General features: G+C 68.0%; 29 protein-coding genes. 3 read left to right on the top strand and 26 right to left on the bottom strand.

What is annotated here, in order from left to right; translation table 11 throughout:
* Positions 1-70 precede the first annotated feature (70 nt).
* From AB0K21_RS01345 to rplM, 4 genes are all read right to left on the bottom strand, one after another.
* The gene (locus tag AB0K21_RS01345; RefSeq protein ID WP_364146931.1) at positions 71-6,802 is read right to left on the bottom strand and encodes a fibronectin type III domain-containing protein; all 6,732 of its coding nucleotides are present in this window, start codon (positions 6,800-6,802) and stop codon (positions 71-73) included.
* Positions 6,803-7,219: 417 nt separating this feature from the next.
* A complete protein-coding gene (glmM, locus tag AB0K21_RS01340; protein WP_343968289.1) occupies positions 7,220-8,575 on the bottom strand; it encodes a phosphoglucosamine mutase in 1,356 nt (451 codons plus the stop codon).
* A 1-nt stretch (position 8,576) separates the two neighbouring features.
* A complete protein-coding gene (gene rpsI / locus AB0K21_RS01335) occupies positions 8,577-9,098 on the bottom strand; it encodes a 30S ribosomal protein S9 (protein ID WP_030912863.1) in 522 nt (173 codons plus the stop codon).
* A 69-nt stretch (positions 9,099-9,167) separates the two neighbouring features.
* Positions 9,168-9,611 (bottom strand): 50S ribosomal protein L13, encoded by a 444-nt coding sequence (gene rplM, locus AB0K21_RS01330; RefSeq protein ID WP_343968292.1) that lies wholly within the window; start codon positions 9,609-9,611, stop codon positions 9,168-9,170.
* 483 nt (positions 9,612-10,094) lie between these two features.
* Here rplM and AB0K21_RS01325 point away from each other — a divergent pair, with 483 nt between their 5' ends.
* From AB0K21_RS01325 to AB0K21_RS01315, 3 genes are all read left to right on the top strand, one after another.
* A complete protein-coding gene (locus tag AB0K21_RS01325) occupies positions 10,095-10,799 on the top strand; it encodes a CAP domain-containing protein (protein ID WP_343968294.1) in 705 nt (234 codons plus the stop codon).
* Between the two features lie 35 nt (positions 10,800-10,834).
* Positions 10,835-11,761: a hypothetical protein gene (locus AB0K21_RS01320; protein ID WP_343968296.1), complete on the top strand. Its 927-nt coding sequence runs from the start codon at positions 10,835-10,837 to the stop codon at positions 11,759-11,761.
* Positions 11,762-11,856: 95 nt separating this feature from the next.
* Positions 11,857-13,563, top strand: coding sequence for a hypothetical protein (locus AB0K21_RS01315; protein ID WP_364146927.1), 1,707 nt, complete (start codon positions 11,857-11,859; stop codon positions 13,561-13,563).
* On the opposite strand, the gene truA is transcribed toward AB0K21_RS01315, so the two are convergent.
* The 22 genes from truA to rplN form a co-directional block, all read right to left on the bottom strand.
* A complete protein-coding gene (gene truA / locus AB0K21_RS01310) occupies positions 13,553-14,431 on the bottom strand; it encodes a tRNA pseudouridine(38-40) synthase TruA (protein ID WP_343968300.1) in 879 nt (292 codons plus the stop codon). The genes AB0K21_RS01315 and truA overlap by 11 nt on opposite strands.
* An 88-nt stretch (positions 14,432-14,519) precedes the next feature.
* The gene (rplQ, locus tag AB0K21_RS01305; protein ID WP_364146924.1) at positions 14,520-15,065 is read right to left on the bottom strand and encodes a 50S ribosomal protein L17; all 546 of its coding nucleotides are present in this window, start codon (positions 15,063-15,065) and stop codon (positions 14,520-14,522) included.
* An 89-nt stretch (positions 15,066-15,154) separates the two neighbouring features.
* The gene (locus AB0K21_RS01300; protein WP_030912872.1) at positions 15,155-16,171 is read right to left on the bottom strand and encodes a DNA-directed RNA polymerase subunit alpha; all 1,017 of its coding nucleotides are present in this window, start codon (positions 16,169-16,171) and stop codon (positions 15,155-15,157) included.
* Positions 16,172-16,270: 99 nt separating this feature from the next.
* On the bottom strand, positions 16,271-16,897 hold the full coding sequence (gene rpsD, locus AB0K21_RS01295; protein ID WP_030912875.1) for a 30S ribosomal protein S4: 627 nt from the start codon (positions 16,895-16,897) through the stop codon (positions 16,271-16,273).
* Positions 16,898-16,916: 19 nt separating this feature from the next.
* Positions 16,917-17,321 carry a 30S ribosomal protein S11 gene (rpsK, locus tag AB0K21_RS01290; RefSeq protein WP_012887860.1) on the bottom strand — a complete coding sequence of 135 codons (405 nt, stop codon included), beginning with the start codon at positions 17,319-17,321 and terminating at the stop codon, positions 16,917-16,919.
* A gap of 45 nt (positions 17,322-17,366) precedes the next feature.
* Entirely contained in the window at positions 17,367-17,747 is a 381-nt protein-coding gene (gene rpsM / locus AB0K21_RS01285) for a 30S ribosomal protein S13 (protein ID WP_012887859.1), read from the bottom strand.
* A 210-nt stretch (positions 17,748-17,957) separates the two neighbouring features.
* Positions 17,958-18,071, bottom strand: a complete 114-nt coding sequence (gene rpmJ / locus AB0K21_RS01280) for a 50S ribosomal protein L36 (RefSeq protein ID WP_003956441.1) — start codon at positions 18,069-18,071, stop codon at positions 17,958-17,960.
* A gap of 23 nt (positions 18,072-18,094) precedes the next feature.
* The gene (gene infA / locus AB0K21_RS01275) at positions 18,095-18,316 is read right to left on the bottom strand and encodes a translation initiation factor IF-1 (RefSeq protein ID WP_012887858.1); all 222 of its coding nucleotides are present in this window, start codon (positions 18,314-18,316) and stop codon (positions 18,095-18,097) included.
* A 406-nt stretch (positions 18,317-18,722) separates the two neighbouring features.
* Positions 18,723-19,160: a DUF1707 domain-containing protein gene (locus tag AB0K21_RS01270; RefSeq protein WP_343968310.1), complete on the bottom strand. Its 438-nt coding sequence runs from the start codon at positions 19,158-19,160 to the stop codon at positions 18,723-18,725.
* Positions 19,161-19,210: 50 nt separating this feature from the next.
* Positions 19,211-20,029, bottom strand: coding sequence for a type I methionyl aminopeptidase (gene map / locus AB0K21_RS01265; protein WP_343968312.1), 819 nt, complete (start codon positions 20,027-20,029; stop codon positions 19,211-19,213).
* 123 nt (positions 20,030-20,152) lie between these two features.
* Positions 20,153-20,803: an adenylate kinase gene (locus AB0K21_RS01260; protein ID WP_343968314.1), complete on the bottom strand. Its 651-nt coding sequence runs from the start codon at positions 20,801-20,803 to the stop codon at positions 20,153-20,155.
* Positions 20,803-22,122, bottom strand: a complete 1,320-nt coding sequence (gene secY / locus AB0K21_RS01255) for a preprotein translocase subunit SecY (RefSeq protein ID WP_343968316.1) — start codon at positions 22,120-22,122, stop codon at positions 20,803-20,805. The genes AB0K21_RS01260 and secY overlap by 1 nt, the downstream gene beginning before the upstream one ends.
* Before the next feature lie 179 nt (positions 22,123-22,301).
* Positions 22,302-22,757, bottom strand: a complete 456-nt coding sequence (gene rplO, locus AB0K21_RS01250; protein ID WP_343968319.1) for a 50S ribosomal protein L15 — start codon at positions 22,755-22,757, stop codon at positions 22,302-22,304.
* Between the two features lie 2 nt (positions 22,758-22,759).
* Entirely contained in the window at positions 22,760-22,942 is a 183-nt protein-coding gene (gene rpmD / locus AB0K21_RS01245) for a 50S ribosomal protein L30 (protein ID WP_030912892.1), read from the bottom strand.
* A gap of 3 nt (positions 22,943-22,945) precedes the next feature.
* Positions 22,946-23,578, bottom strand: coding sequence for a 30S ribosomal protein S5 (gene rpsE, locus AB0K21_RS01240; protein WP_030912894.1), 633 nt, complete (start codon positions 23,576-23,578; stop codon positions 22,946-22,948).
* Positions 23,579-23,639: 61 nt separating this feature from the next.
* The gene (gene rplR, locus AB0K21_RS01235) at positions 23,640-24,023 is read right to left on the bottom strand and encodes a 50S ribosomal protein L18 (RefSeq protein WP_030912897.1); all 384 of its coding nucleotides are present in this window, start codon (positions 24,021-24,023) and stop codon (positions 23,640-23,642) included.
* A 2-nt stretch (positions 24,024-24,025) separates the two neighbouring features.
* Positions 24,026-24,568, bottom strand: a complete 543-nt coding sequence (gene rplF, locus AB0K21_RS01230) for a 50S ribosomal protein L6 (RefSeq protein WP_343968323.1) — start codon at positions 24,566-24,568, stop codon at positions 24,026-24,028.
* Positions 24,569-24,585: 17 nt separating this feature from the next.
* Positions 24,586-24,984, bottom strand: coding sequence for a 30S ribosomal protein S8 (gene rpsH / locus AB0K21_RS01225; RefSeq protein WP_343968325.1), 399 nt, complete (start codon positions 24,982-24,984; stop codon positions 24,586-24,588).
* Positions 24,985-25,130: 146 nt separating this feature from the next.
* Entirely contained in the window at positions 25,131-25,316 is a 186-nt protein-coding gene (locus tag AB0K21_RS01220) for a type Z 30S ribosomal protein S14 (RefSeq protein WP_012887844.1), read from the bottom strand.
* Between the two features lie 2 nt (positions 25,317-25,318).
* A complete protein-coding gene (rplE, locus tag AB0K21_RS01215; protein WP_030912902.1) occupies positions 25,319-25,888 on the bottom strand; it encodes a 50S ribosomal protein L5 in 570 nt (189 codons plus the stop codon).
* Positions 25,888-26,184, bottom strand: a complete 297-nt coding sequence (rplX, locus tag AB0K21_RS01210; protein ID WP_063766231.1) for a 50S ribosomal protein L24 — start codon at positions 26,182-26,184, stop codon at positions 25,888-25,890. The genes rplE and rplX overlap by 1 nt, the downstream gene beginning before the upstream one ends.
* 8 nt (positions 26,185-26,192) lie before the next feature.
* The gene (gene rplN, locus AB0K21_RS01205; protein ID WP_012887841.1) at positions 26,193-26,561 is read right to left on the bottom strand and encodes a 50S ribosomal protein L14; all 369 of its coding nucleotides are present in this window, start codon (positions 26,559-26,561) and stop codon (positions 26,193-26,195) included.
* Between the last annotated feature and the right edge of the window lie 177 nt (positions 26,562-26,738).

Genomic DNA, 26,738 nt, shown 5'->3' with positions numbered 1-26,738 from the left:
CACATTGTTCGGGTGTCGGGTGAGGGATGCCTGGTGCGCCCCGCCGGGTTCCCGGCGGGGCGTCTGCGCGTCAACTGGCCGTCGCGACATAGGTGAGCGTCGCCGAATAGCCGCCGACCGGAACAAAGGGGATGTAACCCTCGAAGTCATTGCCGATGGCGTCCCCGCCGGGAGCGGACGGGCCGTCCTGCCGGTGGACGAGCACCGGGGTGGTGGCCGAGACGTCCTGGAAGGCCGACGTGCCGCTCTCGCGCACGCGCAGGTTCCCGATCGGGATGGTGGCGTCGTTGCCGGGCCGGTCCGAGGTGAGCTCGGCCGAATCCGCCTGCACGGTGACGCTGTAGCCGTCGAAGCTGTTCGTGATGACGGTCATGGTCACGGCTCCGTTGCTCCTGACCGTCGAATCCGGAGTGCCTGCCAAGACGAAACTGCCGGTCAGGTCGGTGAGGGTGATGCTGGTGGGGATCAGGGTGATCACGACCGAGCACCGCGGGTCGGTGCCCCCGACCGGGCAGTTGCCACCCGTCGTCGCCGAGGTGACCCGGTTGTCGAGGGTTCCGTCACCCGTGACCTCCTCATCGGTGACGACGGTGAAGGTGATGACCGCGCTCGCCTCCATCGGCAGCGCCCCGGTCCAGCCGAGGACCCCGCCGGCATAGCTGACGGTGCCGCTGGAGGCGCTCGCGTCGTTGTTGTAGACGGCGTCGTCGAGCACCCCGGCCAGCGAGTCGGTGACCACGGCAGCGGCGTACGGGGTCTCACCGGTGTTCGTGACCGTGATCGTGTACTGGACGGTGGCCTTCACCGCCACGGCACCGCTGTTGTCAGCGGTCTTGGTGATGGTGAGACCGGGAGTCAGGACCGCGACGGTCGTGGTGCAGCGAGGATCGCCTCCCACCGCGGGACATGTCGTTCCGGCGGCGGCGGAGATGACGGTGCCGGTGACCGTGACGGTGCCCCCGACGGGAATGTTGCCGGTCCAGGTGATGGCCGTGGCGCCGAGGACCAGCGTCCCGGAGCTCGCGGTCTGGTCACCGTTGGGGACGGCGTCGTCGACGGTGCCGGTGGTCGGACTGGAGACGCTGATCCCCGTGTAGGGGACCTTCCCGGTGTTGGTGAAGGTGGCGTTGAGCCGGATCGTCGAACCCGGTGTGGCACTGCTCCCGACGTAACCCTGCGAGATGACCAGCCGCGCCACCGCCACCACGACGGTGCAGCGCGAATCGGTGCCCCCTGTCGGGCAGTTGCTCCCCGTGGTGGGCGAGACGGCGGTGCTGGAGAGCACAGCGTCTCCGGTGCCGGGATCGTTCACGGTGACCGAGTAGGTGATCGTGGCACTCGTGCCGACCGCCAGGTCACCGGTCCAGCCCAGGTCGGACCCGGCGAGGGTGACCGTACCCGTCGTGGCACCGGCGTCCGCGTTGTAGGTCGCGTCGTCCAGCACCCCGGTCAGCAGGTCGGTGACGGCGGCCCCGGTGTACGGGGTCTCCCCGGAGTTGGTGACGGTGACCGTGTAGCCGACGGTGGCCCCTGGCGTCGTCGTACCGGTGTCCGTGCTCACCGCGATGGTCAGCCTCGGCACCAGGACCGTCACCACCGAGACGCACCCCGTGCCGGCGCTCCCCGCCGGGCAGGTGCTGCCCGGGGCGGACGACACCGCGGTGTTGGTCATCACCTTGTCGCCGCGGTCGGGGTTTCGCACGGTGACCGAGTAGGTGACGGTCGCGCTCGCCCCGATCGCCAGGTCACCGGTCCAGGTCAGGTCGGACCCGGCGAAGGCCACGGTGCCGGTCGTCGCGGTCGCGTCGCCGTTGTAGACGGCGTCGTTGAACACCTGGGCCAGTTGGCCGGTGACCTGGGCACCGCTGTAGGGGGTCTGCCCGGTGTTGGTCACCGTCGTCGTATAGGTGACCGTGCCGCCCGGCGTGGTCGTCCGGGTGTCAGCGGTGTTCGTGATCGTCAACGCCGGGACCAGGACGGTGACCAGGGTGAAGCACCCGGGCGCCGACGCGCCGACGACCGGGCAGGTGCTGCCGGGAGCGGCGGACGTGACGGCGCCTCTCAGGATCCTGTCGCCGGTGTCGGGATCGTTCACCGTGACCGAGCCGGTGATGGTGACCGTCGCACCGATCGCGATGTCCCCGGACCATGTGATCGACCCTCCAGGGGAGATGCCGACGCTGCCGGAACTGGCCGTGAGGTCGCCGCCGTAGGTCACGTCGTCGAACGCGGCCGAGACGTCGAACACGGCGCTGATGCCCGTGTACGGGGTCTGCCCGGTGTTGGCCAGCGTGGTGGTGTAGTTCACGACGCCTCCCGGGGTCGTCGTGGCCACGCCCGCCCCGGTGTTGATCGTCAGCCGCGGGACGAGAACCGTCACGCTGCCGGCGCACCGGGGGTCACCGCCGCCCGCGGGGCAGTTGCTACCGGCGGTGGCCGAGGTGAGGGTGCCGGTCAGCGTCCTGTTCCCGGTGTCGGGGTCGTCGACGGTGACCGAGTAGGTGATCGTGGCGCTCGCGCCGACCGCCAGGTTGCCGGTCCAGGTCAGCGCGGAGCCGGCGAAGCCGACCGAGCCGCTGGTCGCGGCGGCGTCCGCGTTGTAGGTCGCGTCGTCGAGCACCCCGCCCAGCGCGTCGGCGAACGTCGCGCCGGTGTAGGCGGTCTGCCCGGTGTTGGTGACCGCGACCGTGTAGTTCACGACCGAGCCGGGAGTCGTAATCGACGTGCCGGCCGACTTGACGATCGTCAGGCCGGGGATCAGGACCGTGACGGTGCTGAAGCACCCGGGGGCCTGGTTGCCGGCCGGGCAGTTGTTACCCGGCGCGGCGGAGGTGACGGCGGTCCGCAGAAGCCTGTCGCCGGTGTCGGGATCGTTCACGGTGACCGAGCCCGTGATGGTGACGCTCGCGCCGATGGCCAGATTGCCCGTCCAGGTGAAGGTGCCGTCCAGATTGTCGACGACGGTGCCCGACGTCGCGGAGAGGCTGCCGTTGACCGTCGCGTCGTCCAGCACACCCGCCAGGGAGGCGGTGAAACCGGTCCCGGCGTACGGGGTCTGCCCGGTATTGGCGGCCGTCAACGTGTAGTTCACGACCGAGCCCGGCGTGGTGGTGGCCACGTCCGCGCCGCTGCTGATCGTGAGGCCCGGAACCAGGACCGTGACGGTGGCGGTGCACGGCGCGGCGCGGTTGCCGGCCGGGCAGGTGCTGCCGGGGGTACCGGAGGTGATCGTGTTGGATACGGTCCGGTCCCCGCCGTCGGGGTTTCGCACCGTGGCCGAGTAGGTGATGTTCGCGCTCGCGCCGGGAGCGAGGTTCCCGGTCCAGGTCAGGTTGGGGCCGGTGTACGACACGCTGCCACCGGAGGCGGTCGCGTCCGCGTTGTAGACGGCGTCGTCGAGCAGGCCGGCCATCGAGTCGACGAACGTCGCGCCGGTGTACGGGGTCTGACCGTTGTTCGTCACCGTGACGGTGTAGCCGATCGTCCCGCCGGGGGTCGTCGTCGCGACGCTGGCGACCTTGGCGATGGACAGGCCGGACACGGTGACGGTGGCGGAGCACCGGGGGTCGCCACCACCACTCGGGCAGGTGCTGCCGACGGTCGACGAGGTCACCGCGTTGGCCAGCACCTTGTTACCGGTGCCCGGGTTGCTCACGGTGACCGAGTAGCCGATGGTCACCGTCGCCCCGGCCGGCACGTTGCCGGTCCAGGTCAGGCTCTGACCGGTCACCGAGACCGAGCCGATGTTCGCGGACGCGTCACCGTTGTAGGTCGCGTCGTCGAGAACACCCGCCAGCGGGTCGGTCAGTGTCGCCCCGTTGAAGGCGCTCGACCCGGTGTTGTTCACGGTGATCGTGTAGGTGAGCGTGTCACCGGGCACCACCGAGGAGGCATTGGCCGTCTTGACCATGACCAGCGGCCCGGCCACCATGACCAGCGTCGCGGACTGGGTGGCGGCCAGGCCGGCGGCGTCGACCACCCGGAAGGTGACGGGGGAGCTGCCCGTCGTGGTCGGGGTGCCCGACAGCACGCCGGTGGAGGCGTTCAGGGTGAGCCCAGGGGGCAGGCTGCCCGCGCTGACCGACCAGGTGTAGGGCGTGACCCCTCCGCTGACGGTGAGCGGGAGGCTGTAGGAGACTCCGACCTGCCCTGCCGGTGGCGCTGGGAAGGTGAACGCCGGCAGCGCCGCGATCGTCAGGCTCACCGTCCTGGTGTCGCCCTGGTTCAGGGCGTCGAGCGTTTTGACGGAGAAGGAGTAGGCGCCTCCCGCCGTCGGGGTGCCCGACAGCACGCCGGTGGAGGCGTTCAGGGTGAGACCGGGCGGCAGGCCGCCCGCGCTGACCGACCAGGCGTACGGCGCGGTACCCCCGCTCACGGTCAGCGGGACACTGTAGGAGACGTTCACCTCGCCGGCAGGCGGCGCGGCGAAGGTGAACGCGGGAGCGGAGTTGGGGACGACGGTGGCCGACGAGTCGGACGGCGTGCCGGAGCCCGCCGCGTTCACCGCCGCTACGGTGAACCGGTACGAGGTCCCCGGTGTCAGACCGGTGACGGCCTGGGTGGTCGCATTGCCGTTGAACGTCTGGGACGGCTGCGCGACGCCACCGATGTAGGGCGTGACGAGGTAGCCGGTGATGTCACTGCCGTTCGTCGCCGGCGCCGTCCAGGTGAGGCTCACCGAGGAGGTTCCGGCGGTGGCCGAGGTGATGGCCGGCCTGCCGGGAACGGCGTACGGGGTGACCGCGCCGGACGCCGGACTGGCCGTCCCGGTGCCGAAGGCGTTCGTGGCGGTCACCGTGAAGGTGTACGGCACAGCGGTGGTCAGCCCGCTCAGCGTCCGGGTGGTGGTCGAGGCGTCATAGGCCACCGGGGTCTGGGCCACCCCGTTCTTGTACGGGGTCACCAGGTAACCGGTGATGGCGCCGCCGTTGTTGTTCGGCGCCGTCCAGGTCACCGTGGCGCTGCTCACCCCCGCCGTGGCGGTGGGGGCGGCGGGCGCGGCCGGGGAGGCGGCGTAGACGTAGGTGGCGGACGCGGCGAGTCCCAGGGTGACCACGGTGACCGACACCGACGCGCTGGCGGCTCGGGCCGGCATGGCGGGAATGGTCAACGTGCCGTTGGCATTGGCGGTGAAACACCCGGTGGTGGCCCCCGAGGCGCAGGGCAGCAGGACGACGGCGGTGCCGGCCGCCTGCTCGGCGGTGGTGCCGATCATGATGGCCGTCGCGTTGGAGATGTTCGTCCCGCTCACGATGTTCGAGGAGCCGCCGGAGATCGAGCCCGTCGTCGAACTCAGGCTGACGCCGCTGGGCGCCGACGGCGGCGTTCCCTGGGTCGTCGTCGTCGAGTAGGCGGGGTTGGCGTCGATCGACGAGGCGGTGACCACGGTCGCGGTCTGGATCAGGGCCTGGGTGACACCGGTCCCGGTGACGACGCCCGTCACCGTGATCGGCGGTAACGTCGCTCCGGCCGCGAACGGGACGTTGCCGTTGGTGCAGGTGACGGACTGCCCGACCGGCGCCGCGCAGACCCATCCCGTTCCGTAGGCACCGGTGGGCACCACCCCGGCCGGCATGGTCTGGGTCATCGAGATCGGCGAGGATTCCGCGATGCCGTCCGCGCTGACGCCGGAGACGACACTGTAGGTCACGGGGGTGCCCGGCGCCGGCGTCGTGGCGCTGTAGCCGGTCTGCGCGACGGTCAGCTGGGGGACCGAGCTGACCGTGGTCACCGTGGCCGCGTCGACCTCGTGGAAGTCGGTCACGCTTCCGGTGGAGGCCACCCAGCCGAAGGCCAGTTGCCGGGGAGTCCCGTTGGCGTTCAGCCAGCCCGCCGGATACAGGCCGGTGGGCACCGTCGGAAGACTGCCGGTCAGGGTCTTGTTCGTACCGCCCACCAGGGTGACCACCACCACGTAACTGCTGGGCGGGACCACCAGTCCGGCGGCGGTGGTCAACGACACCGCGGTGGGGTTGATACCGATCTGCACAGGAACGGCGGTACGGCTGGTCGCCCGCAGCGCCAGCGGGGTGGCACTCGTCGAGGCGGCCGTGGTGTTGAGCGCGCAGTATCCGACGGTGCCGTTGCCCGGTCCGCGGATGACGACCTGGCCGGGCACCCGAACCCCCGTGCCCGGCAGGTTCGCGCAGCCGCTTCCCTGGTAGGTGCTGCTGCTGAAATTTCCGTACACGTCGAGGCCGATGCCGAGATACCCGTACGCCAGGCCGACGATGGAGCCGGTCCCGGAGTAGCCGAGAGCGCCGCCCGACTGACCGATGTTGGCCGGCGACTTCGGGTTCGCCGGGTCGACCGCCGCCAGCACGAAGGTGATGCCGTCGGCCCCGCCCCCGCCGTACTGGTAGGTGTTGAACGTCACGTCGAGCCCCTGCGAGGCGGGCACGCTGACCGCGCCGAAGAGACCACCCGTCTTGGTGGTCGTCGCGTTCGTCAGGCGCAGTTTGCCCGAGCCCTGACTGTCGGTGTTCCCGCTGCAGCTCTGCAGGACGCCGGTGCCGCTGTTGCCGGAGGCGGTCAGGCAGGCGTAGTTCGACCCGCTCGACCCGCTCGGCAGCGAGGGCAGCACCACGGCACCGGTGCCGTTGGCCGTGTTGTTGTGGAAGGGCTGGTTGAACACGACGGTGCCGGCCGCCGACGCGGCCGTGGTGGCCGGGGCGCTCAGCGCACCGGCGGCCATGCTCAGCACGAGAAGTCCGGAGAGGGTCCGCCCGCATCGCGGCAGCACGCCCTTCGCCATGACCGTGGATCGGCCCGCTCCCCTCGCCGGGCACGGGATGCCGTTCATCGTGACCACCGGAGATCCGCGAAGCGGATCGCGGGGCCGGTCATGGGGGCGGCGCCGGGAACAGCGAGAAACAAGGACACGGCGCGACACCCCTTCGATCGATCGTGATGCCGGCGGTCTTCCGCCGTACGGGCATCGTGGCCATTGAGGCGATCAGCCGACCGCCGGGCTCGGAGCCGTTCGACACGATGAACCGTGCCGGGAAGGGGAATCCCTCCACAAACACTGAAAGTGTCTGATCAACTACTTAGAGTGTCAATCAATGCGAAGTGTGGCGTGGCGCCGGACAAGAGGGGTGGAAAGGACGTCACATGCGCGATCGCTCATCGTCGCAGCGCTGAGGGCCGGGAAACGTCAGAGCACGGCCCGCACTCGGAGTGCGGGCCGTGCTCTGGTGATTCAGGTGATTCAGGTGATTCAGACGCAGGCCGTACGGACGACCTCGGCCAGCCGGCCCGCCAGTTGCTCGGCCTGCTCCGCCGAGGCGGCCTCGACCATGACGCGGATCATCGGCTCGGTGCCGCTCGGCCGGATCAGCACCCGGCCGGTCTCCCCCAGCTCCGACTCCGCGGCGGCGACCGCGGTCTCCAGCTCCGGAGCCGAGGCCTTGGCCCGGTCGACGTCTTTCACGTTGACCAGGACCTGCGGCAGGCGGGTCATCACCGAGGCCAGCTCCGCCAGCGGCTTCTTCGCCCGCGCCATGACCGCCAGCAGGTGCAGTGAGGTCAGCAGGCCGTCCCCGGTGGTGGCGTGGTCGAGCATGAGGACATGGCCGGACTGCTCGCCACCCAGGTTGTAACCGCCCGCCCTCATCGCCTCCAGGACGTAGCGGTCGCCCACGGCGGTCTCCACCACGTCGATCCCCGCGCTCTTGAGCGCGAGCTTGAAACCCAGGTTGGACATGACCGTGGCCACCACGGTGTCGCCGACCAGCTTCCCCTCGGCATGCATGGCCATGGCCAGCACCGCCATGATCTGGTCACCGTCGACGATCTCGCCGGTGTGCGAGACGGCCAGGCAACGGTCCGCGTCGCCGTCGTAGGCGATGCCCACATCCGCGTCGCGGGAGACGACGATCTGCTGGAGCTTCTCCAGGTGGGTGGAGCCGACCCCGGCGTTGATGTTGAGGCCGTCGGGGCGCGCCCCGATCGTCTCCACCGTGGCCCCGGCCCGCAGCAGCGCCTCGGGAGCCACCATGTGGGCGGCGCCGTGGGCGCAGTCGAGGACCACGTTGAGGCCGTCGAGACGGCAGTCCACCGTGGACAGCACGTGGGACACGTAACGGTCGGCCTCGCCGTACGCCTCGCGCACGCGGCCGACCGAGGCACCGACAGGGCGCTCCCACTTCTCGCCGAGCCGCTGCTCGATCTCGATCTCCACCGCGTCCGGCAGCTTGTAGCCGCCACGGGCGAGGAACTTGATCCCGTTGTCCGGGGCGGGGTTGTGGGAGGCGGAGATCATCACGCCCATGTCGGCTCTGAGAGCCGTGGTCAGGTAAGCGACCGCCGGGGTGGGCAGCACGCCGAGCCGGAGAACGTCCACGCCAGACGACGCAAGGCCGGCGACCACCGCGGCCTCCAGGAATTCTCCTGAAGCCCGGGGGTCCCGGCCCACGACGGCGACGGGGCGGCCTCGCCGCCCCACGCTGGCGCTGAACGCCCCGGCATCGCCGAGGACATGAGCCGCGGCCACGGACAGGTCCATGGCGAGCTCGGCCGTGAGGTCGCGTCCCGCGACCCCACGTACCCCGTCGGTGCCGAAAAGGCGCCCCAACTTAACGCTTGCTGTACTGCGGAGCCTTGCGGGCCTTCTTGAGACCGTACTTCTTGCGCTCGGTGGCGCGGGCGTCACGGGTCAGGAAGCCTGCCTTCTTCAGCGGCGGGCGGTTGACCTCGACGTCCAGGGCGGTCAGCGCGCGGGAGAGACCCATGCGCAGGGCACCGGCCTGGCCGGTGACGCCGCCACCGTTGATGCGGGCGATGACGTCGAACTGGTCCTCGGCGCCAAGAACCACGAAGGGCTCGTTGACGATCTGCTGGTGGACCTTGTTCGGGAAATAGTTCTCAAGCGTACGACCGTTGATCGTCCACTTGCCGGTGCCCGGCACGATGCGCACGCGGGCGACGGACTCCTTGCGGCGCCCAGTGCCGTACGAGTTGCCGGTGGTGATGGGCTTACGGACGGCGACGTCGCCGCTGACAGTGGACTCGGAGGTGTACTCGGAGGGGAACTCCTCCGCGGAGTACGCTTCCTGATCGCCCTCGATGGGCGTCTCGACACCGGTGGGCTCAGCCACGGTTCTCCTCTAACTTTCCTACTCGGCGTCGGCCGTCGGCCAACGCTGCTGGCGACAAGCAGCTAGCGACTACTGGGCGATCTGGGTGAGCTCGAAGGGCACCGGCTGCTGCGCCTGGTGCGGGTGCTCGGAACCGGAGTAGACCTTGAGCTTCTTGATCATCTTCCGGCCGAGAGCGTTCTTGGGCAGCATGCCCTTCACGGCCTTCTCGACGGCGCGGTCAGGACGCTTGTCCATGAGCTCGCCGTAGGTCATGGAACGCAGACCGCCCGGGTAGCCCGAGTGGCGGTAAGCCTTCTTCTGCTCAAGCTTGTTGCCGGTCAGCGCGATCTTGTCGGCGTTGATGACGATGACGAAGTCACCGGTGTCGACGTGGTTGGCGAAGGTCGGCTTGTGCTTACCGCGAAGCAGGATCGCGACGTGGCTGGCCAGCCGGCCAAGCACGATGTCGGTGGCGTCGATGATGTGCCACTGACGCTCGACTTCGGCAGGCTTGGGTGTGTACGTGCGCACGGTCGTATGCCTTCTTTGGTCGCGTCTTCGGCGCTGTCGGAGATGACAGCAACATGGGTCGGTAGGTGCGGGCACACGACAGCCCGGACCTTCCGTCTCCAGAACAGAGGAGATGACGCCGGACGCGCCGCGTATCGGTCTGCAGAGGAGACCAATTCGCACACAACGAACTAGCAGAGTACCGGCGCGGATGAGCACGAGTCAAAAAGACATGACTCTCCGGCGGTGCCCCTGGCATTCTACCTGGGACCCGGCAGTGCCCGGGAACCGCCACGCGCCGACGCGCGATCGGCAGCGGCCGGGCAGGTAGGGCCGGGGTACGGGGAAGCCCGGCACCGGGGCCGCGCGAGGAGCGTGGATCCGTGACGGTTCCAACACGTTCTCACCTTTCTCTTTTTCCTCACCGCAAACATCTCTATCTTTGATAGCGGTATGTGGCAGCTTCCTCACCCCGGGCATACCCAGCGAGCGCGCCTGCGTCGTATGGGGGTGTTCGTGTGCCTGATGACGGTCCTGCTGGTCGGCTTCATCATCGGCCGGGGCAGCCGTGACGAGGAGGCCGCCGAGCAGATCTACCTGAACAACCCCGGGTCGATCAGACCCACACCCAGCAACGGCGCCCTGGCGGGGCAGGTGGAGCGGGCTCCACTCACCCGGGTCGCCCGTCCCTCCGCCCTCCCGACCGTCCCGGCGGACCGGCGTCTGCGCCCCACCCACGGCACCGACACGAAGCTGGGCGAATCCGGCGACGACGGCCCCTCTCGCTACCTGCTCAACGGCAACGGTGACGACGCCACCACCTCCGCCCTCGGCGCGATGGAACGCGAGGTCGTCAGGCTCATCAACATCGAGCGCAGGCGGGCCGGGTGCGGGCCGCTCCGTATCGACCGGAGGCTGGTCCTGTCCGCCAGGAGGCACTCGGCCGGGATGGCGTCCGCCGGCAGCCTCTCCCACACCTCGCCCGACGGCACGTCGCCGTGGGAGCGAATGGACGCCACCGGCTACCGCGACGGCGGCGCGGAGAACATCGGGCGCGGCTACACCTCTCCCGACGAGGCGGTGCGGAACTGGATGGAGACCAGCGGCCACCGGCGCAACATCCTCAACTGCGAGCTCACCGCCACCGGCGTCGGAGCCGTCCAGGGGCCCGACGGGCCGTGGTGGACCCAGGACTTCGGATACTCCTGAGCCAACCGGCCCTGATACCGGGCTACGCTCGGCGCATGGGTTTTCCCGTGGAGCCGCCGCGCCGCCAGCCTTACAACCGGCCTGACGCATCGCCGCCCGCACAGGACCAGCACTGGTTCGACGCCTCGCCGCACAACCGTGCCGCCGAGCCCCCACGGGCGCCGCAGGCGCCGCCCGCCCAGGCCTCCCCTCCGCAGGAGCGACCACGGCAGGAGATGTGGAGTCCGTACGACGACGGCCCCCGCTCGCGTCGCCCGATCTTCATCGCGCTCGGCGCGCTCGTCGCGCTGATCGCCGGGGGCGTCGGCCTGGCCATGCTGGCCAACTCCGACCCCGCCCCGGTGCCCGGGGCGGCGTCCCCCTCGGCCAAGGCCCCCCTCGTGCCACCCGCCAACATCGCGAACGGCAAGTTCGGCCTCGCCTCCTCCCGCGCCACCGACCCGTACGCCCTCACTCTGAACGAGGTGTTCAAGCACAGGAAGGTACGGATCGGCGGGAAGAGCTACCTGATGACCACCCGCAGGACGGACAAGAAGTGCGGCGAGGCCGTGGTGGGAGCCGGGCTCCAGAAGGCCCTCACCGCCGCCAAGTGCACCCAGCTCCTGCGTGCCAGCTTCCGCGACGCCTCCGGAAAGATCATCGGAACCGTGGGAGTCGCCAACCTCAAGACGTCCGCGGGGGCCGCCAAGGTCGTCTCGGCCAGTTCGGGCAAGGAGCGGGAAGAGTACATCAAACCGCTTCCAGGTAAGGATAAGGTCACCAAACTTCTCGGAACCGGCGAGGCTTTCGTCGGCGAGTGGCGCCATGGGCACTACGCGGTAATGGTCTGGTTCCAGTACAAAGACGGGCACCTGCCGAAGAAGAACGAGGTCAAGCAACTGAACCAGGCGGCCTTCGGAGCGGCGGACGCGACCGTCACCCCCGCGCTGGAGTCGCGTTCGTTGACCGGCAAACGGCCCTGATCATGGGGCCATACTGCCGCTTTCAGGCATGAATCCGGCAGACGATACGGCCATACCCGCATGACGATCTCTCTTCTGTCGCTAGGCTGCCGCGTATGCGTGGCCAGGAATCCGGGTCCGAGCACCGACATGAAGCCGAGGGTTCGGCGACACCGGCGACGCCGCCGCCGAGTTTCGGCCAGCCCTCGCCGCACGTGCCGCGGACCGATCTCTCAGGTGATGAGCAGCCCGGCAGTCCTTCTCCGTGGCCGGAGGCGGATCCGGGTGCGGCTCAGCCGTGGACGGTCCCCGGTGACGACGGAGCTCCCTACGACTGGTACGCCCAGCCGGAGGACGGCCCACCACTGTCCACCGCGCCCATCGTGCCGGGAGCACCGCCCTGGCACCCGCCTCCGGCCTTCACCGCCGCCGCCGCGGGCATGCAGGTCTGGCCCTCGTCCGGGCAGGAGGCTCCCTGGCCCGCCGCGACCGGCGAGCCGGTGTGGACCGACCAGGAGGAGACCGTCGCCCGCCCGGGAGAGCCCGGCGACGTCGCCGTCTGGCCGCCGGACGCGGTCTTCCAGGAGGGTGGCGAGAGCGAGAAGAGGGTCGACGTCCGCGCCGCCTCACCCCACCAGGACCCGCCGCCCCAGGCTCCCATCCCCTCCCAGACCGGTCCCCGGAACGACCCCCAGGACGTCCTGGGGGACAACGACCGGCCCGTACCGGCGGCTCGGCCCCCCATGCCCGCACCCGTCACGCACCCCGTCGCGCACCCCGTGGCGATCGAGCCGGAGCCGATCTCGCAGGCGCCCCTGCCGGACACCGAGCAGACCGCTCCCGTCCGGACACCTCCCCAGCCGGCCGCCTCCGGCCCGCCCGCGCCGCTCTTCACCCCCGCGGAGCAGGTGACCCCGCCCAGCGGCGTCCCGGCGGTCACCCCGTCGTTCCCGCTCCCCGCCTTCCCTCCCCCGCCGGTGACGTCCTCATCCGCGAGCGAGCCGCCGGCATCCCCGAGCGACCCGGCGGCGACGCGCGGGCCGTTCACCCCGCTCTCCGCGTTCACCCCCGAGCCGCCGCCCGCCCCCCCGCCGCCTACCCGCGGCAGGGCCGGCACGACACTGCTCGCGGCCGTGGTCGCGGTCGTGGTGGTCGGCATCGGCATCGGGGCCTTCTTCGCCTACCAGTCGTTCAACGCCAAGCAGGCGGCGAACGCGGCGGATCCGATCCTCGGTCCGGGAAAGATCGACCCCACCGACAAACTGGACATCACCAGTGAGCCCGAGCCGATCAACACCACGATGCTCAACTCCGAGAAGACCGACCCGGGCAAGATGAGCGTGGCCGACGCCTTCGTCAAGAAGGTGTCCGTGGCGGGGACGACGTTCACCCGGGTCAAGACCAACCTCACCGAGCAGTGCCAGAAGGCCGCGACCGGCAAGTTCGCCGGCACCCTGCGCAGCCAGGAATGCCGCCGGGTGCTGCGGGCCACGTATGTGGACAGCAAGCGCAGGTACGCCGTGACCACCGGGATCGCCGTGCTTCCCACCCGCGAGTCCGCGGTCGCCGCCGACCGGGCCAAGGACCTGGAGCGCAACCTCTGGTTCCGCGGCCTGCCCTCGGCCGCCGGCACCGGAGGTGAGCGGGTGCACATCGCGGGCGGCTACGCGGCCGGGATGGTGTGGGGCCGCTACATCGTGTTCAGCTACGCCACCTACAGCGACGGCCACACACCGACGGCCAAGGAGAAGGCTCTGGGCAAGATCAGCGGTGCCTTCCGCGACCAGACCGCGAAGGTCGTGGAACGCCGCGTCACGAACTGAGCGTCCGCACCCGGCGGGTCTCCGCGGCCCGCCTGGCGAGCTCCTCGACGCCGGGGTAGCGCACCTCCTCAAGGCAGAGCCCGTGCGCGGGCGCGACGTGCACCCCCGAGTCCCGTACGGCCCGCGACAGCACTCCTTCCGGCCACCCGACCGCGAGCCTGCCCTCACCGACGGGCAACAGCGACCCGACGAGCGCCCGGACCATGGAGTGGCAGAAGGCGTCGGCCACGACCGTCGCCACGATGAGCCCGTCCTCGCGGACCCAGTCGAGCCGCTGCAGCCGCCGGATCGTGGTCGCGCCCTCACGCCTCTTGCAGAACGCGGCGAAGTCGTGCTCACCGAGGAGACCCGCGGCGGCCGCGTTGAGCCTGTCCACGTCCAGGGGCCGGTTGTACCAGACGATCTCGCGGCGACGGAGCGGGTCGACCCCGCCGGGGGCGTCGGAGATCCGGTAGGCGTACCGCCTTGACAGCGCCGAGAACCTCGCGTCAAAGCCTTCAGGAGCCACCGTGACGCGATGTACCCGTACATCCGGGGGGAGAACTCCGGCCAGCCTCCTGCGCGTGGCAGCGAGCCTCTCGTCGAGCTCCTCCACCGATCCGGGCTCCCGCGCGGGCACCACGCGGCGGTTGCGGCTGTCCAGCGCGCCGAGCGCGTCGGCGTCCAGGTCGACATGGGCCACCTGGCCGCGGGCGTGCACACCCGCGTCGGTCCGCCCCGCCACGGTCAGCGCCGGAGGCTCGGGGAGCCGGAGGATCCTACCGAGCGCCTCCTCGATCTCCCCCTGGACCGTGCGCCGTCCCGGCTGCTTGGCCCAGCCGGAGAAATCGGTACCGTCATAGGCGAGATCCAGCCTCAGCCGCACCACGATGTTCCTCTCGAAAGACTCTCGGAGAACGGAAAGAGCCCGGCATCCCGGTGCGGGAGTGCCGGGCCCGTTCACTGGGCCTGAAAGATCAGGCGTTGTCCTTCTTGGCCTCGGTCTCCTCGGCGGGAGCCTCGGTCGCCTCGGCGGTCTCCTCGGCCTTCGGCTCCTCGGCGCTCTCGGCCTCCTCGGCCTTGGTCTCCTCGGCCTTCGGCTCCTCGGCCTTGGGGGCCGGGGCGGCCTTGGCGGCCTGGGTCTGGCCGACGCGGACCGTGTTCAGCGGCTCGGACACCAGCTCGATCACGGCCATGGGGGCGGCGTCGCCCTTACGGAGGCCGACCTTGGTGATCCGGGTGTAGCCACCGGGACGCTCGGCGAAGGTCGAGGCGATCTCGGTGAAGAGGTGGTGGACGACACCCTTGTCCCTGACGACCGTCAGCACCTGGCGACGGTTGTGCATGTCGCCCTTCTTCGCCTTGGTGATCAGCTTCTCCGCCAGCGGCCGCAGACGCTTCGCCTTGGCCTCGGTGGTCTTGATCCGGCCGTGCTGGAACAGCTGGGTGGCGAGGTTCGCCAGGATCAGCCGCTCGTGGGCCGGGCTGCCGCCGAGACGGGCACCCTTGGTGGGCCTAGGCATAACGTTCTCCTTGGGAGTAAACCCGCCCCGGCCGTACAAGGTACCGGGGTCGGGCCGGGGAGTCGCTCACGATCCCCGTTATCGAAAAATCAGTACTGCTCGGTCTCGACGTAGGCGCTGTCGTCGTCGTCGTAGCCGCCGCCGGCCACCGCGCTCGGGTCGAACCCGGGCGGGGAGTCCTTGAGCGCGAGCGTCATCTCGTGCAGCTTCTGCTTGACCTCTTCGATGGACTTCGCACCGAAATTCCTTATGTCGAGGAGGTCCTGCTCGCTGCGCGCCACGAGCTCACCCACGGTGTGGATGCCCTCGCGCTTGAGGCAGTTGTAGGAGCGGACCGTGAGGTTCAGCTCCTCGATCGGCAGCGCCAGGTCGGCGGCCAGGGCCGCGTCCGTCGGCGACGGGCCGATGTCGATGCCCTCGGCCTCGACGTTCAGCTCGCGGGCGAGGCCGAACAGCTCGACGAGGGTCTTGCCCGCGGAGGCCACCGCGTCGCGGGGCTTCATGCACGGCTTGGTCTCGACGTCCAGGATCAGACGGTCGAAGTCGGTGCGCTGCTCGACACGGGTCGCCTCGACCTTGTAGGTGACCTTGAGCACCGGGGAGTAGATGGAGTCGATCGGGATGCGACCGATCTCCTGGCCCGGCTGCTTGTTCTGCGCGGCGGAGACGTAACCGCGACCGCGCTCGACGGTCAGCTCCATCTCCAGCTTCGCCTTGCCGTTCAGGGTGGCGATGCGCAGCTCGGGGTTGTGCACCTCGACACCGGCCGGGGGCGCGATGTCGGCGGCCGTGACGTCACCGGGGCCCTGCTTGCGCAGGTACATCACCACCGGCTCGTCGTGCTCGGAGGAGACGACCAGGTCCTTGAGGTTCAGGATGATGTCGGTGACATCCTCCTTGACGCCCGGCACGGTGGTGAACTCGTGCAGCACGCCTTCGATGCGGATGCTGGTGACCGCCGCGCCCGGGATGGACGACAGCAGCGTGCGCCGCAGCGAGTTGCCGATGGTGTAACCGAAGCCCGGCTCCAGCGGCTCGATGATGAACTTGGACCGGGTCTCCTCGATTGACTCCTCGAGGAGGGAGGGACGCTGAGCGATCAGCATGTGGAATCTCCCTTGCATGGCGGCGCCCGCTATTTGACGCCGCTCGAACAACAGCATAGGTGCCGTGCGGCGAATCGCCGCACGGCACCTGAGGAGCCGCTACTTGGAGTAGAGCTCGACGATCAACTGCTCCTGGACCTGGGTGTCGATCTGCTGACGGACCGGGAGCTGGTGGACCAGGACGCGCAGCGCGTCCGGGACGACACCGAGCCACGCCGGGTACGTCTTGTCACCGGCGGTGGCGCGGGCCACCTCGTAGGGCAGGAGGTTGCGCGACTTCTCGCGGACCTCGACGATGTCGTGCTCGCGCACGCGGTACGACGGGATGTCGACCTTCTTGCCGTTCACCAGGATGTGGCCGTGACGGACCTGCTGGCGGGCGGCGTCGCGCGACTCGGCGAAACCGGCGCGGTAGACCACGTTGTCGAGACGGCTCTCCAGGATCTGGAGGAGGTTCTCGCCGGTCTTGCCGGTCTTGCGGTTGGCTTCCTCGTAGTAGTTGTGGAACTGCTTCTCGAGGACGCCGTAGATGCGGCGGGTCTTCTGCTTCTCGCGGAGCTGGAGCTGGTACTCGGACTCCTTGGGACGGCCGCGGCCGTGCTCACCCGGCGGGTAAGGACGGATCTCGATGGGGCACTTCGCGGACTCGCACTTCTTGCCCTTGAGGAAGAGCTTGGTCTTCTCCCTGCGGCAGAGCTTGCAGTCCGCACCCGTGTAACGAGCCATTTTCTATCTTCTCCTGGGCTCAGACGCGACGGCGCTTGGGCGGACGGCAGCCGTTGTGCGGCACGGGGGTGACGTCCTGGATGGACCCGACCTCAAGACCCGTCGCCTGCAGCGAGCGGATCGCGGTCTCACGACCGGAGCCGGGGCCCTTGACGAAGACGTCGACCTTGCGCATGCCGTGCTCCATGGCGCGGCGGGCGGCGTTCTCCGCGGCCATCTGCGCGGCGAACGGGGTGGACTTGCGAGAGCCCTTGAACCCGACGTGGCCGGCGCTGGCCCAGGAGATCACGTTCCCACTCGGGTCGGTGATCGAAACGATCGTGTTGTTGAACGTGCTCTTGATGTGGGCGTGCCCGTGAGCGACGTTCTTCTTTTCCTTGCGGCGCACCTTCTTCGGTGCACCCTGGCGGCTCTTAGGAGGCATTCTTTGCCTTCACTCCTGAGGTCTTCGGTCCTGCGGCTACGCGGACTACTTCTTACCGGGCTTCTTCTTGCCGGCCACGGTCTTCTTCTTGCCCTTACGGGTGCGTGCGTTGGTCTGCGTGCGCTGACCGTGCACGGGAAGGCCACGGCGGTGCCGGATGCCCTGGTAGCACTGAATCTCGATCTTGCGACGGATGTCGGCCTGAACTTCGCGACGGAGGTCACCCTCGATCTTGTAGTTCGCCTCGATGTAGTCGCGCAGCGGGACGAGTTCCTCGTCCGTGAGCTGGTGAACGCGGAGGTCGCCGTTCACACCGGTGGCCTTGAGGGTTTCGAGCGCGCGCGTGCGGCCGATCCCGAAAATGTAGGTGAGAGCGATCTCCAGCCGCTTGTCGCGGGGGAGGTCGACGCCAACCAGGCGAGCCATGGTCGGGCATTCTCCTTCGTTGTGGCGGAGGTCCTACGCCTCACTTCCCCTCCCCATGCCCGGGGTGAGGGCCCCGGCCTCCGACCGGGGGTCTCCTGCGGGGTACGGCGCGAGCCGCCTGCGCAGGTGTGAAACGCGATTACCTTGGAAGCCCCACATGGGTCGAGCCCGCCTCTTAGGAGCGGACTCTCGTGAGGCCTGTTGGAACGACTAGCCCTGACGCTGCTTGTGGCGCAGGTTGTCGCAGATCACCATGACGCGACCGTGCCGGCGAATCACCTTGCACTTGTCACAGATCTTCTTGACGCTCGGCTTGACCTTCATAGTCCTATTCGTCCCTCAGACGCTTACTTGTATCGGTAGACGATCCGCCCACGACTGAGGTCGTAGGGGCTCAGTTCGACGACAACCCTGTCGTCAGGAAGGATCCGGATGTAGTGCATCCGCATCCGCCCGCTGATGTGGGCCAGGACCTTATGGCCGTTATCGAGTTGCACCCTGAACATCGCGTTCGGGAGCGACTCAACCACAGTGCCCTCGATCTCGATGGCGCCGTCTTTCTTGGCCATGTCCCTCGCGTTTCACTGATCGGTCGTCTGAGGCTTCGGAACACTAAGCAGCCGCGACCCAGCGCTTCGATGAGAGCGGCGGTTGCGAAACCGCCGACGCGCATTGGTCATAGTGAACCGAAGAAGGAGTGTACGGCACCGGGCGAGGAAATGCGAAACACACGGCCGGCACCTTGACACAACCGCTACAAAGGATACCGCAGATCCCTTCAGGGATGGACGGCACGGCTCGACACGCGAATGCCCGTGGCCTCATTGTGGCATGTCCAGCCTGGTCAGACCAGCATTCCTCCGGCCCGGTCAGACCGGATCCCCTCGGGCGACCGCCCCTATCGAGGCCGTCCGGGGAGTCCGCCCGACGTCCTGCGGCGGCTCGCGGCCCGGGCGGCCCCGGACGACCCGCCGCTCAGGTGGACTTCTTGTCCCCGCCCAGTCCGGCGAGGACGGTCGTCACCAGCAACACCACACCCCACGGGCCCATGACCCAGAGCGGCCACGGATAGGGGAAGTCGAAGCCGCCGGTCACTCCGATGATGAGCCAGATCATCCAGTTGACGCCGCTGGCCGTCGCCCAGGCGGCCCAGGCGGCCGCCAGACCCTTGTTCTGCGCCTTGTCCTGCTTGTCCCCCTTGACGCGCTCAGGGGCCCGGGAGGGGGTCTCTGGAAGCCGGCGCAGGTCGACGTCGGGAAGGTCGGAGGTGAGGACGGCGAGCTCGCCGTACGTCTTGCTGCTGTAGAGCTGTTCGAGGCGTTCATCGAACTCCTCGGTGGTCAGACGGCCCTGCGCGTAGTGCTCCCGCAGGACCGAGGCGACCTTGTCGCGGTCCCCATCGGAAGCTCGCATATCCGGACCAGACGCCATATCAACCACATCCGCTCGCCGGCGAGCCCGATCTAGCCCGCGTCTCCCAACAGGTTGGCAAGCCGCTCTTTACCCCCGTCAAGGGCGGTCAGTACCCAAGGTCCATTATGTGTCACGGCGACGCTGTGCTCGAAGTGTGCCGAGGCCTTACCGTCGATCGTGACCACGGTCCAGTCGTCGGCCAGCACCTTGGTCCGGTCCGTCCCCAGGTTGACCATGGGCTCGACGGCGAAGCACATACCCGGCTCGAAACGCAGACCACGACCCGGTTTGCCGTGGTTGGCCACCCACGGATCCATGTGCATCTCGGTGCCGATGCCGTGCCCGCCGTACTCCTGCGGGATGCCGTAGCGCCCCTGGGAGCGCACGTACTTCTCCACCTCGTGGCCGATGTCGGACAGGTGGCGACCCACGGTGAGCGCGGCGATGCCCCGCCACATGGCCTCCTCGGTGACCCTCATCAGCTCGGTCAGCTTGGGGTCCACCTCACCGACACCGACCGTGATGGCCGAGTCGCCGTGCCAGCCGTCCAGGATGGCGCCGCAGTCGATCGAGATGACGTCGCCCTCCCGCAGCGCCCTGCGGTCACTCGGGATGCCGTGGACCACCTCGTGGTTGACCGACGCGCAGATGGTCGCCGGGAAGCCCTGGTAGCCCTTGAAGGAGGGGATCGCCCCCTCGCCCCTGATGGCCTTCTCCGCGATCGCGTCGAGGTCCAGGGGCGTCATGCCCGGCTGGACGCTCTCCCGCAGCAACTGCAGGGTACGACCGACCACCAGGCCCGCCGCCCGCATCTTCTCCAGCTGTTCGGGCGTCTTCATCTGGATTCCGTGCTTGTTCTTCTTGAACACGTGCGCACCCCCTGGGGTGGTTCAACGGGCGGTCCGGGAGCCCAATTCCCCAGATTCTGCCCTAAATGACAGCACGCCACCCATGGGGAGCCATGGGTGGCGTGCGAGGTGAACATCGCTTCGCTAGCCGACGAAGGGGCTCAGGGCCTCCATAGCGCGCTGAGTGATCTCTTCCACCGGACCGGTGGCATCGACTCCGACAAGGATGCCCTCGTCCGCGTAGAAGGAGACCAGGGGGGCGGTCTGCTCCTGGTAGACCTCCAGGCGGTGCCTGACGGTCTCCTCCTTGTCGTCGTCGCGCTGGTACAGCCGACCATCACAGGCGTCGCAGATGTCGTCCTTCTTGTCGTCGAAGTCGACATGCCAGATCCGGCCGCACTGGCTACAGGTACGGCGCCCGGCGAGCCTGCGGACGACCTCCTCGTCGTCGACCACGAGCTCCAGAACGATGTCCAGACCGGATCCGAACTCGGCGAGGATCTTCTTCAGGATCTCGGCCTGGGGCACGTTCCTGGGGAAGCCGTCGAGCAGGAAACCGTCCTGCGCGTCCTTCTCAGCGAGGCGGTCACGGACCATCGCGATGGTGACCTCGTCAGGCACGAGGTCACCGCGGTCCATGTATTCCTTGGCAAGCTTGCCGAGCTCCGTGCCACCCGAGACGTTGGCACGGAAGATGTCACCTGTCGAAATCTTCGGGATCGACAGGTGCGACGCAATGAACTGGGCCTGTGTCCCCTTACCCGCTCCGGGGGGCCCGACCAGGACGAGGCGCACTATTTCAGGAAGCCTTCATAGTTGCGCTGCTGCAGCTGGCTTTCGATCTGCTTCACGGTGTCAAGGCCGACACCAACCATGATCAGAATGCTCGTCCCTCCGAACGGGAAGTTCTGACTCGCACCGACGAGCGCCAGCGCGACGATCGGCACCATGGAGATCAGGCCCAGATACAGCGCGCCAGGAGCGGTGAGTCGCGTGAGCACATAGTTCAAGTACTCAGCCGTCGGGCGCCCCGGGCGGATGCCCGGGATGAAACCACCGTACTTCTTCATGTTGTCAGCGACTTCAACGGGGTTGAAGGTAATCGACACGTAGAAGTACGTGAAGAACACAATAAGCAGGAAGAAAGTGATCATGTACGTCGGGGTGGTCCCTCCGCCGCCGAACTCCTGCGAGATCCACTGGATGATCTTGTTCGGCTCTTCCTGGCTGTTCGTGAAGAGCGTCGTGATCAGCTGCGGAAGGTAGAGCAGCGAGGAGGCGAAGATGACCGGGATGATGCCGGCCTGGTTGACCTTCAGCGGGATGTAGGTCGACGTCCCGCCGTACATCCGGCGGCCGACCATGCGCTTGGCGTACTGCACCGGGATCCGGCGCTGGGCCTGCTCGACCATCACGACCAGGGCGATCATCGCGATACCGACGACGATGACCACGGCGAAGACGAAGCCGCCCTTCTGCCTGGCGATGTTCAGCAGCTCGGACGGGAAGACGGCGATGACCTGAGTGAAGATCAGGATGGACATGCCGTTGCCGATGCCCCGGTCGGTGACGAGCTCGCCCAGCCACATGACGACGGCGGTGCCGGCGGTCATGGTCAGCACCATCGTGACGATGGCGAAGACGTTGTCCTTGTCGAGGAGGATCTCTTCACGGCACTGCGGGAACAGCTGGCCGCCGCGGGCCAGGGCCACGAAGGCGGTCGACTGCAGGACGGCAAGCCCGACCGTCAGGTACCGCGTGTACTGCGTGATCTTGGTCTGCCCGGCCTGCCCCTCCTTCTTGAGGGCCTCCAGGCGCGGAATGACCACGACGAGCAGCTGAAGAATGATGCTCGCGGTGATGTACGGCATGATGCCGAGGGCGAACACTGAAAGTTTCAGGAGGGCGCCGCCGCTGAACAGCTGCACCATTCCGTAGATGTTGCCCGCGTCCCCCGCCTGCGCCTGGGTGAGACAACGGCTGATGTTCTCGGTATGCACACCCGGAGTCGGCAGGACCGACCCAAGTCGGAACAGCGCAATGATGCCCAAAGTGAAGAGCAGCTTCTTACGCAGGTCCGGCGTACGGAACGCTCGGGTAAATGCGGTCAGCACGGTCCCTCCTGCGCGCCTGAAAGGCGAGGTCGGTCAGCGATGGTGCGGGGGTGTTCCATCTTTGCCATATCCAGTCAATGAGCCCAAGGAAATGAGTCGAGGCCCACTGTCCAGCGAACTCTAACGCACTACGGGCGCGGGGGCCCATTACGAGCCCCCGCGCCGCGTGATGATGACACCTACAGCTCGGAGACGGAGCCTCCGGCGGCAGCGATCTTCTCCTTGGCACTGGCGGAGAAGGCGTGCGCCTCCACGTTCAACGCCACGGAGATGTCACCGGTTCCCAGAACCTTGACGAGCTGGTTCTTGCGAACCGCGCCCTTGGCGACCAGCGTCTCCACGGTGACGTCGCCACCGTCGGGGAACAGCTCGCCGAGCCTGTCAAGGTTGACGACCTGGTAGGTCGTCTTGAACAGGGCGTTGGAGAAGCCCTTGAACTTGGGCAGGCGCCGCTGCAGCGGAACCTGACCACCCTCGAAGCCGAGCGGGACAGTGTTCCTGGCCCTCGTACCCTTGGTACCGCGACCCGCGGTCTTGCCCTTGGACGCCTCGCCGCGGCCCTTGCGGACCTTCGACTTGTTGGCGCCGGGGGCCGGACGCAGGTGGTGGATGCGGAGCGGAGTGTTCTCTGCCATGTCTAGTCGACCTCTTCCACGGTGACGAGGTGCGTCACCACGGAGACCATGCCGCGGATCTCCGGGCGGTCCTCCTTGACGACGACGTCGCCGATTCGCTTAAGACCGAGCGAGCGCAGCGAGTCACGCTGCTTCTGCTTGCCACCGATCTTCGAGCGGACCTGGGTAATCTTCAGGCGTGCCATGGGCTAGCTCACCGCCTTCGCCGCCGCGGCCTCCGCGAGACCCTCGGCGCGAGCCTTGAGCATCGCCTTGGGGGCGACGTCCTCGATCGGCAGGCCACGGCGGGCCGCGATCTCCTCGGGGCGGCTGAGGCCCTTCAGAGCGGCCACGGTGGCGTGCACGATGTTGATCGGGTTGTCCGAGCCGAGCGACTTGGACAGCACGTCGTGGATGCCCGCGCACTCCAGCACGGCGCGCACCGGGCCACCGGCGATGACGCCGGTACCGGGCGACGCCGGACGCAGGAAGACGACGCCGGCGGCCTCTTCGCCCTGCACGATGTGCGGGATGGTGCCCTGGATACGGGGCACCTTGAAGAAGTGCTTCTTGGCCTCTTCGACACCCTTGGCGATCGCCGCGGGCACTTCCTTGGCCTTGCCGTAGCCGACACCGACCATGCCGTTGCCGTCACCGACGATGACGAGGGCGGTGAAGCTGAAGCGACGACCACCCTTCACGACCTTGGCCACTCGGTTGATCTTCACAACGCGCTCGATGTACGAGACGCCCTTGTCAGCGTTGCCACCGCGGCGGTCGTCACGACGACCGTCACGCCGCTCGCCACCGGCGGCGCCACCGCGACGCGGAGCTCCAGCCATTAGTGGTTCCTCTTCTCATTCGTAAGACGGGCCATCGGTTGCGCACTGGTGAAAGGAGTCATCAGAACTCCAGTCCACCTTCGCGGGCGCTGTCCGCGAGAGCCGCGATGCGGCCCGCGTAGCGGTTGCCACCCCGGTCGAACACGACCGCGGTGATCCCGGCTGCCTTGGCCCGCTGAGCGAGAAGCTCGCCGACCTGCTTGGCCTTGTCGGTCTTGGCGCCCTCGGCCGAGCGCAGGGAGGCGTCCATGGTGGAGGCGCTCACCAGCGTGTGGCCCTGGGCGTCGTCGACGATCTGCACGAAGAGGTGCCTCGTGGAGCGGTTGACGACCAGACGCGGACGCGTGGCCGTACCGACAACCTTCTTGCGGACTCGGCCGTGGCGGCGGGCCCGCGAGACGGCGCGGGCGGCCGTGTGCTTGCCGAACGCAGTCTTGCCAGCCATGCCTACTTACCAGCCTTTCCGACCTTGCGGCGGATAACTTCACCCTGGTAGCGCACACCCTTGCCCTTGTACGGGTCGGGCTTGCGCAGCTTGCGGATGTTCGCGGCGATCTCGCCGACCTTCTGCTTGTCGATGCCGTCCACGTGGAACAGCGTCGGCTTCTCGACGCGGAAGGTGACACCCTCGGGGGCGTTGACGATCACCGGGTGGCTGAAGCCGAGAGCGAACTCAAGCTGAGTCGGGCTCTTGGCCTGCACGCGGTAACCGACGCCCACGATCTCCAGGGACTTCGAGTAGCCCTGGGTCACACCGGTCACCATGTTGGCGACCAGGGTGCGGGACAGGCCGTGCAGCGCACGGACCTTGTTCTCGTCGTTGGGGCGGGTGACGGAGAGGTTTCCGTCCTCACCCTTGGCGATCGCGATGGGTTCCGCGACCGTAAGCGAAAGCGTGCCCTTGGGGCCCTTGACCGTGACGTCCCGGCCGTCGATGGCGACGTCCACTCCGTTCGGTACGGGGATGGGCAGCCGTCCGATTCTTGACATGCTGTTCGTTCTCCCCTCTACCAAACGAAGGCGAGGACTTCCCCGCCCACTCCACGCTTGCCGGCCTGCTTGTCCGTCATGAGACCGCCGGACGTCGAGATGATCGCGACGCCCAGTCCGCCCAGGACTCGGGGCAGGTTGTCCTTCTTTGCATAGACCCGCAGGCCGGGCTTGGAAACCCGTCGCAGGCCCGCGAGCGACCGCTCACGGCTCGGCCCGAACTTCAGCTCCACCACGAGGTTCTTTCCGACCTTGGCGTCTTCGACGCTCCAGGACTGGATGTAACCCTCCTGCTGGAGGATCTCGGCGATGTGCGCCTTGATCTTCGAGTACGGCATCGCCACGCTGTCGTGGTAAGCCGAGTTCGCGTTTCGCAGACGCGTCAGCATGTCTGCGATCGGGTCGGTCATCGTCATGGCCGGTGGCCTTCCTCACCGCGGTTTCCACAGGGGACCTTCGGTGCGGTCATGGGCGCTTGTAGTCAGCGCCCGGTGAATACGAACTTCTATGTGTGGCCGGTGCCCCGCGCGGTCCCGTGATGGTCACGGGACCGCGCGGAGGGCTACCAGCTCGACTTGGTGATGCCGGGCAGCTCGCCCCGGTGCGCCATCTCACGGAAGCAGATGCGGCACAGGCCGAACTTCCGGTAGACGGCGCGGGGACGACCACAGCGCGAGCACCGAGTGTACGCCCGGACCTCGAACTTGGCCTTGCGAGCAGCCTTGACCTTGAGCGACGTCTTCGCCATGATCAGGCCTCCTTGAAGGGGAAGCCGAGGTGCTTCAGCAGCGCCCGGCCCTGGTCGTCGGTCTTAGCGGTGGTCACGACCGTGATGTCCATACCACGCTGACGGTCGACCTTGTCCTGGTCGATCTCGTGGAACATGACCTGCTCGGTGAGACCGAAGGTGTAGTTCCCGTTGCCGTCGAACTGCTTGGGCGACAGGCCGCGGAAGTCACGGATACGGGGCAGCGCCAGCGAGAGCAGCCGGTCGAGGAACTCCCACATCCGGTCGCCACGGAGCGTGACGTGCGCGCCGATCGGCATGCCCTCGCGCAGCTTGAACTGGGCGATGGACTTGCGGGCGCGGACGACCGCCGGCTTCTGGCCGGTGATCACGGTGAGGTCGCGGACGGCGCCTTCAATGAGCTTCGAGTCACGCGCGGCCTCGCCGACGCCCATGTTCACCTTGATCTTAGTGATGGTGGGCACCAGCATGATGTTCTCGAACCCGAACTGCTCGTTCAGCTTCGCGATGATCTCTTCGCGGTAGCGCTGCTTGAGGCGCGGGAGGGTCCGCTCTTCAGTGTTCGCGGTCATCAGTTGTCCTCACCCGTCTCCTCGGAAGCAGCCTTGGCCGACTCCTTCTTGGCGGGCTTGTCGTCATCCTTGAGCTTCTTGACGTTGCTCACGTGGATGGGAGCCTCCATGGTCTGCACGCCGCCGGTCTTGGCGCCACGCGGACCCTGGTTGGTCTCCTTGGAGTGCTTCTTGACCATGTTGACGCCCTCGACCACCACGCGCTCGTCGCGCGGGTGGGCGGCGATCACGCGGCCCTTGGCACCCTTGTCCTTGCCGGCGATGACCAGTACGAGGTCACCCTTCTTCACATGCAGCTTCGGCATTACAACACCTCCGGCGCGAGCGAGATGATCCGCATGAACTTCTTGTCACGCAGCTCACGTCCGACGGGACCGAAGATGCGGGTGCCCCTGGGGTCACCGCTGTCCTTGATGATGACGGCGGCGTTCTCGTCGAAGCGGATGTAGGAGCCGTCGGGCCGGCGGCGCTCCTTGACAGTGCGGACGATGACGGCCTTGACCACATCGCCCTTCTTCACGGTGCCGCCGGGAATGGCGTCCTTGACAGTGGCGACGATGATGTCGCCGATTCCCGCGTAGCGCCGGCCCGAGCCACCGAGCACACGGATGCAAAGGACTTCCTTCGCACCGGTGTTGTCGGCGACCTTGAGCCGCGACTCCTGCTGGATCACTTGTACTCCTGTTTGTCTCGCTGGTTCTCACCCGTGGGTGAGCCTTGCGGAACCTGCTGGGTCTTTGTCCCCCGGCGACAGTCCTTGGCGGACCGCCGACGCAGGCGGGGCGAAGATCGCTTCGCCCCCTTGGACGCCGTCATGGGGGGTGACGGTGTCACCCCCCACGAGGCGCGT

Origin of the sequence: Streptosporangium sp. NPDC049248 (genome assembly GCF_040678965.1) — a bacterium.
Classification (GTDB): domain Bacteria; phylum Actinomycetota; class Actinomycetes; order Streptosporangiales; family Streptosporangiaceae; genus Streptosporangium; species Streptosporangium fukuiense.
Note: the sequence above shows the minus strand (reverse complement) of the source record. Positions and strands in the feature narration are given on the sequence as shown.

What these genes read in the sequence shown, in the direction of transcription:
- AB0K21_RS01345 (WP_364146931.1), bottom strand. Translation starts at nt 6,802, where the DNA reads ATGAACGGCATCCCGTGCCCGGCGAGGGGAGCGGGCCGATCCACGGTC.
- AB0K21_RS01325 (WP_343968294.1), top strand. Translation starts at nt 10,095, where the DNA reads ATGGGGGTGTTCGTGTGCCTGATGACGGTCCTGCTGGTCGGCTTCATC.
- AB0K21_RS01320 (WP_343968296.1), top strand. Translation starts at nt 10,835, where the DNA reads ATGGGTTTTCCCGTGGAGCCGCCGCGCCGCCAGCCTTACAACCGGCCT.
- AB0K21_RS01315 (WP_364146927.1), top strand. Translation starts at nt 11,857, where the DNA reads ATGCGTGGCCAGGAATCCGGGTCCGAGCACCGACATGAAGCCGAGGGT.
- rplQ (WP_364146924.1), bottom strand. Translation starts at nt 15,065, where the DNA reads ATGCCTAGGCCCACCAAGGGTGCCCGTCTCGGCGGCAGCCCGGCCCAC.
- AB0K21_RS01300 (WP_030912872.1), bottom strand. Translation starts at nt 16,171, where the DNA reads ATGCTGATCGCTCAGCGTCCCTCCCTCCTCGAGGAGTCAATCGAGGAG.
- rpsD (WP_030912875.1), bottom strand. Translation starts at nt 16,897, where the DNA reads ATGGCTCGTTACACGGGTGCGGACTGCAAGCTCTGCCGCAGGGAGAAG.
- rpsK (WP_012887860.1), bottom strand. Translation starts at nt 17,321, where the DNA reads ATGCCTCCTAAGAGCCGCCAGGGTGCACCGAAGAAGGTGCGCCGCAAG.
- rpsM (WP_012887859.1), bottom strand. Translation starts at nt 17,747, where the DNA reads ATGGCTCGCCTGGTTGGCGTCGACCTCCCCCGCGACAAGCGGCTGGAG.
- rpmJ (WP_003956441.1), bottom strand. Translation starts at nt 18,071, where the DNA reads ATGAAGGTCAAGCCGAGCGTCAAGAAGATCTGTGACAAGTGCAAGGTG.
- infA (WP_012887858.1), bottom strand. Translation starts at nt 18,316, where the DNA reads ATGGCCAAGAAAGACGGCGCCATCGAGATCGAGGGCACTGTGGTTGAG.
- AB0K21_RS01270 (WP_343968310.1), bottom strand. Translation starts at nt 19,160, where the DNA reads ATGCGAGCTTCCGATGGGGACCGCGACAAGGTCGCCTCGGTCCTGCGG.
- rplO (WP_343968319.1), bottom strand. Translation starts at nt 22,757, where the DNA reads ATGGCAGAGAACACTCCGCTCCGCATCCACCACCTGCGTCCGGCCCCC.
- rpmD (WP_030912892.1), bottom strand. Translation starts at nt 22,942, where the DNA reads ATGGCACGCCTGAAGATTACCCAGGTCCGCTCGAAGATCGGTGGCAAG.
- rpsE (WP_030912894.1), bottom strand. Translation starts at nt 23,578, where the DNA reads ATGGCTGGAGCTCCGCGTCGCGGTGGCGCCGCCGGTGGCGAGCGGCGT.
- rplR (WP_030912897.1), bottom strand. Translation starts at nt 24,023, where the DNA reads ATGGCTGGCAAGACTGCGTTCGGCAAGCACACGGCCGCCCGCGCCGTC.
- rplF (WP_343968323.1), bottom strand. Translation starts at nt 24,568, where the DNA reads ATGTCAAGAATCGGACGGCTGCCCATCCCCGTACCGAACGGAGTGGAC.
- rpsH (WP_343968325.1), bottom strand. Translation starts at nt 24,984, where the DNA reads ATGACGATGACCGACCCGATCGCAGACATGCTGACGCGTCTGCGAAAC.
- AB0K21_RS01220 (WP_012887844.1), bottom strand. Translation starts at nt 25,316, where the DNA reads ATGGCGAAGACGTCGCTCAAGGTCAAGGCTGCTCGCAAGGCCAAGTTC.
- rplE (WP_030912902.1), bottom strand. Translation starts at nt 25,888, where the DNA reads ATGACCGCGAACACTGAAGAGCGGACCCTCCCGCGCCTCAAGCAGCGC.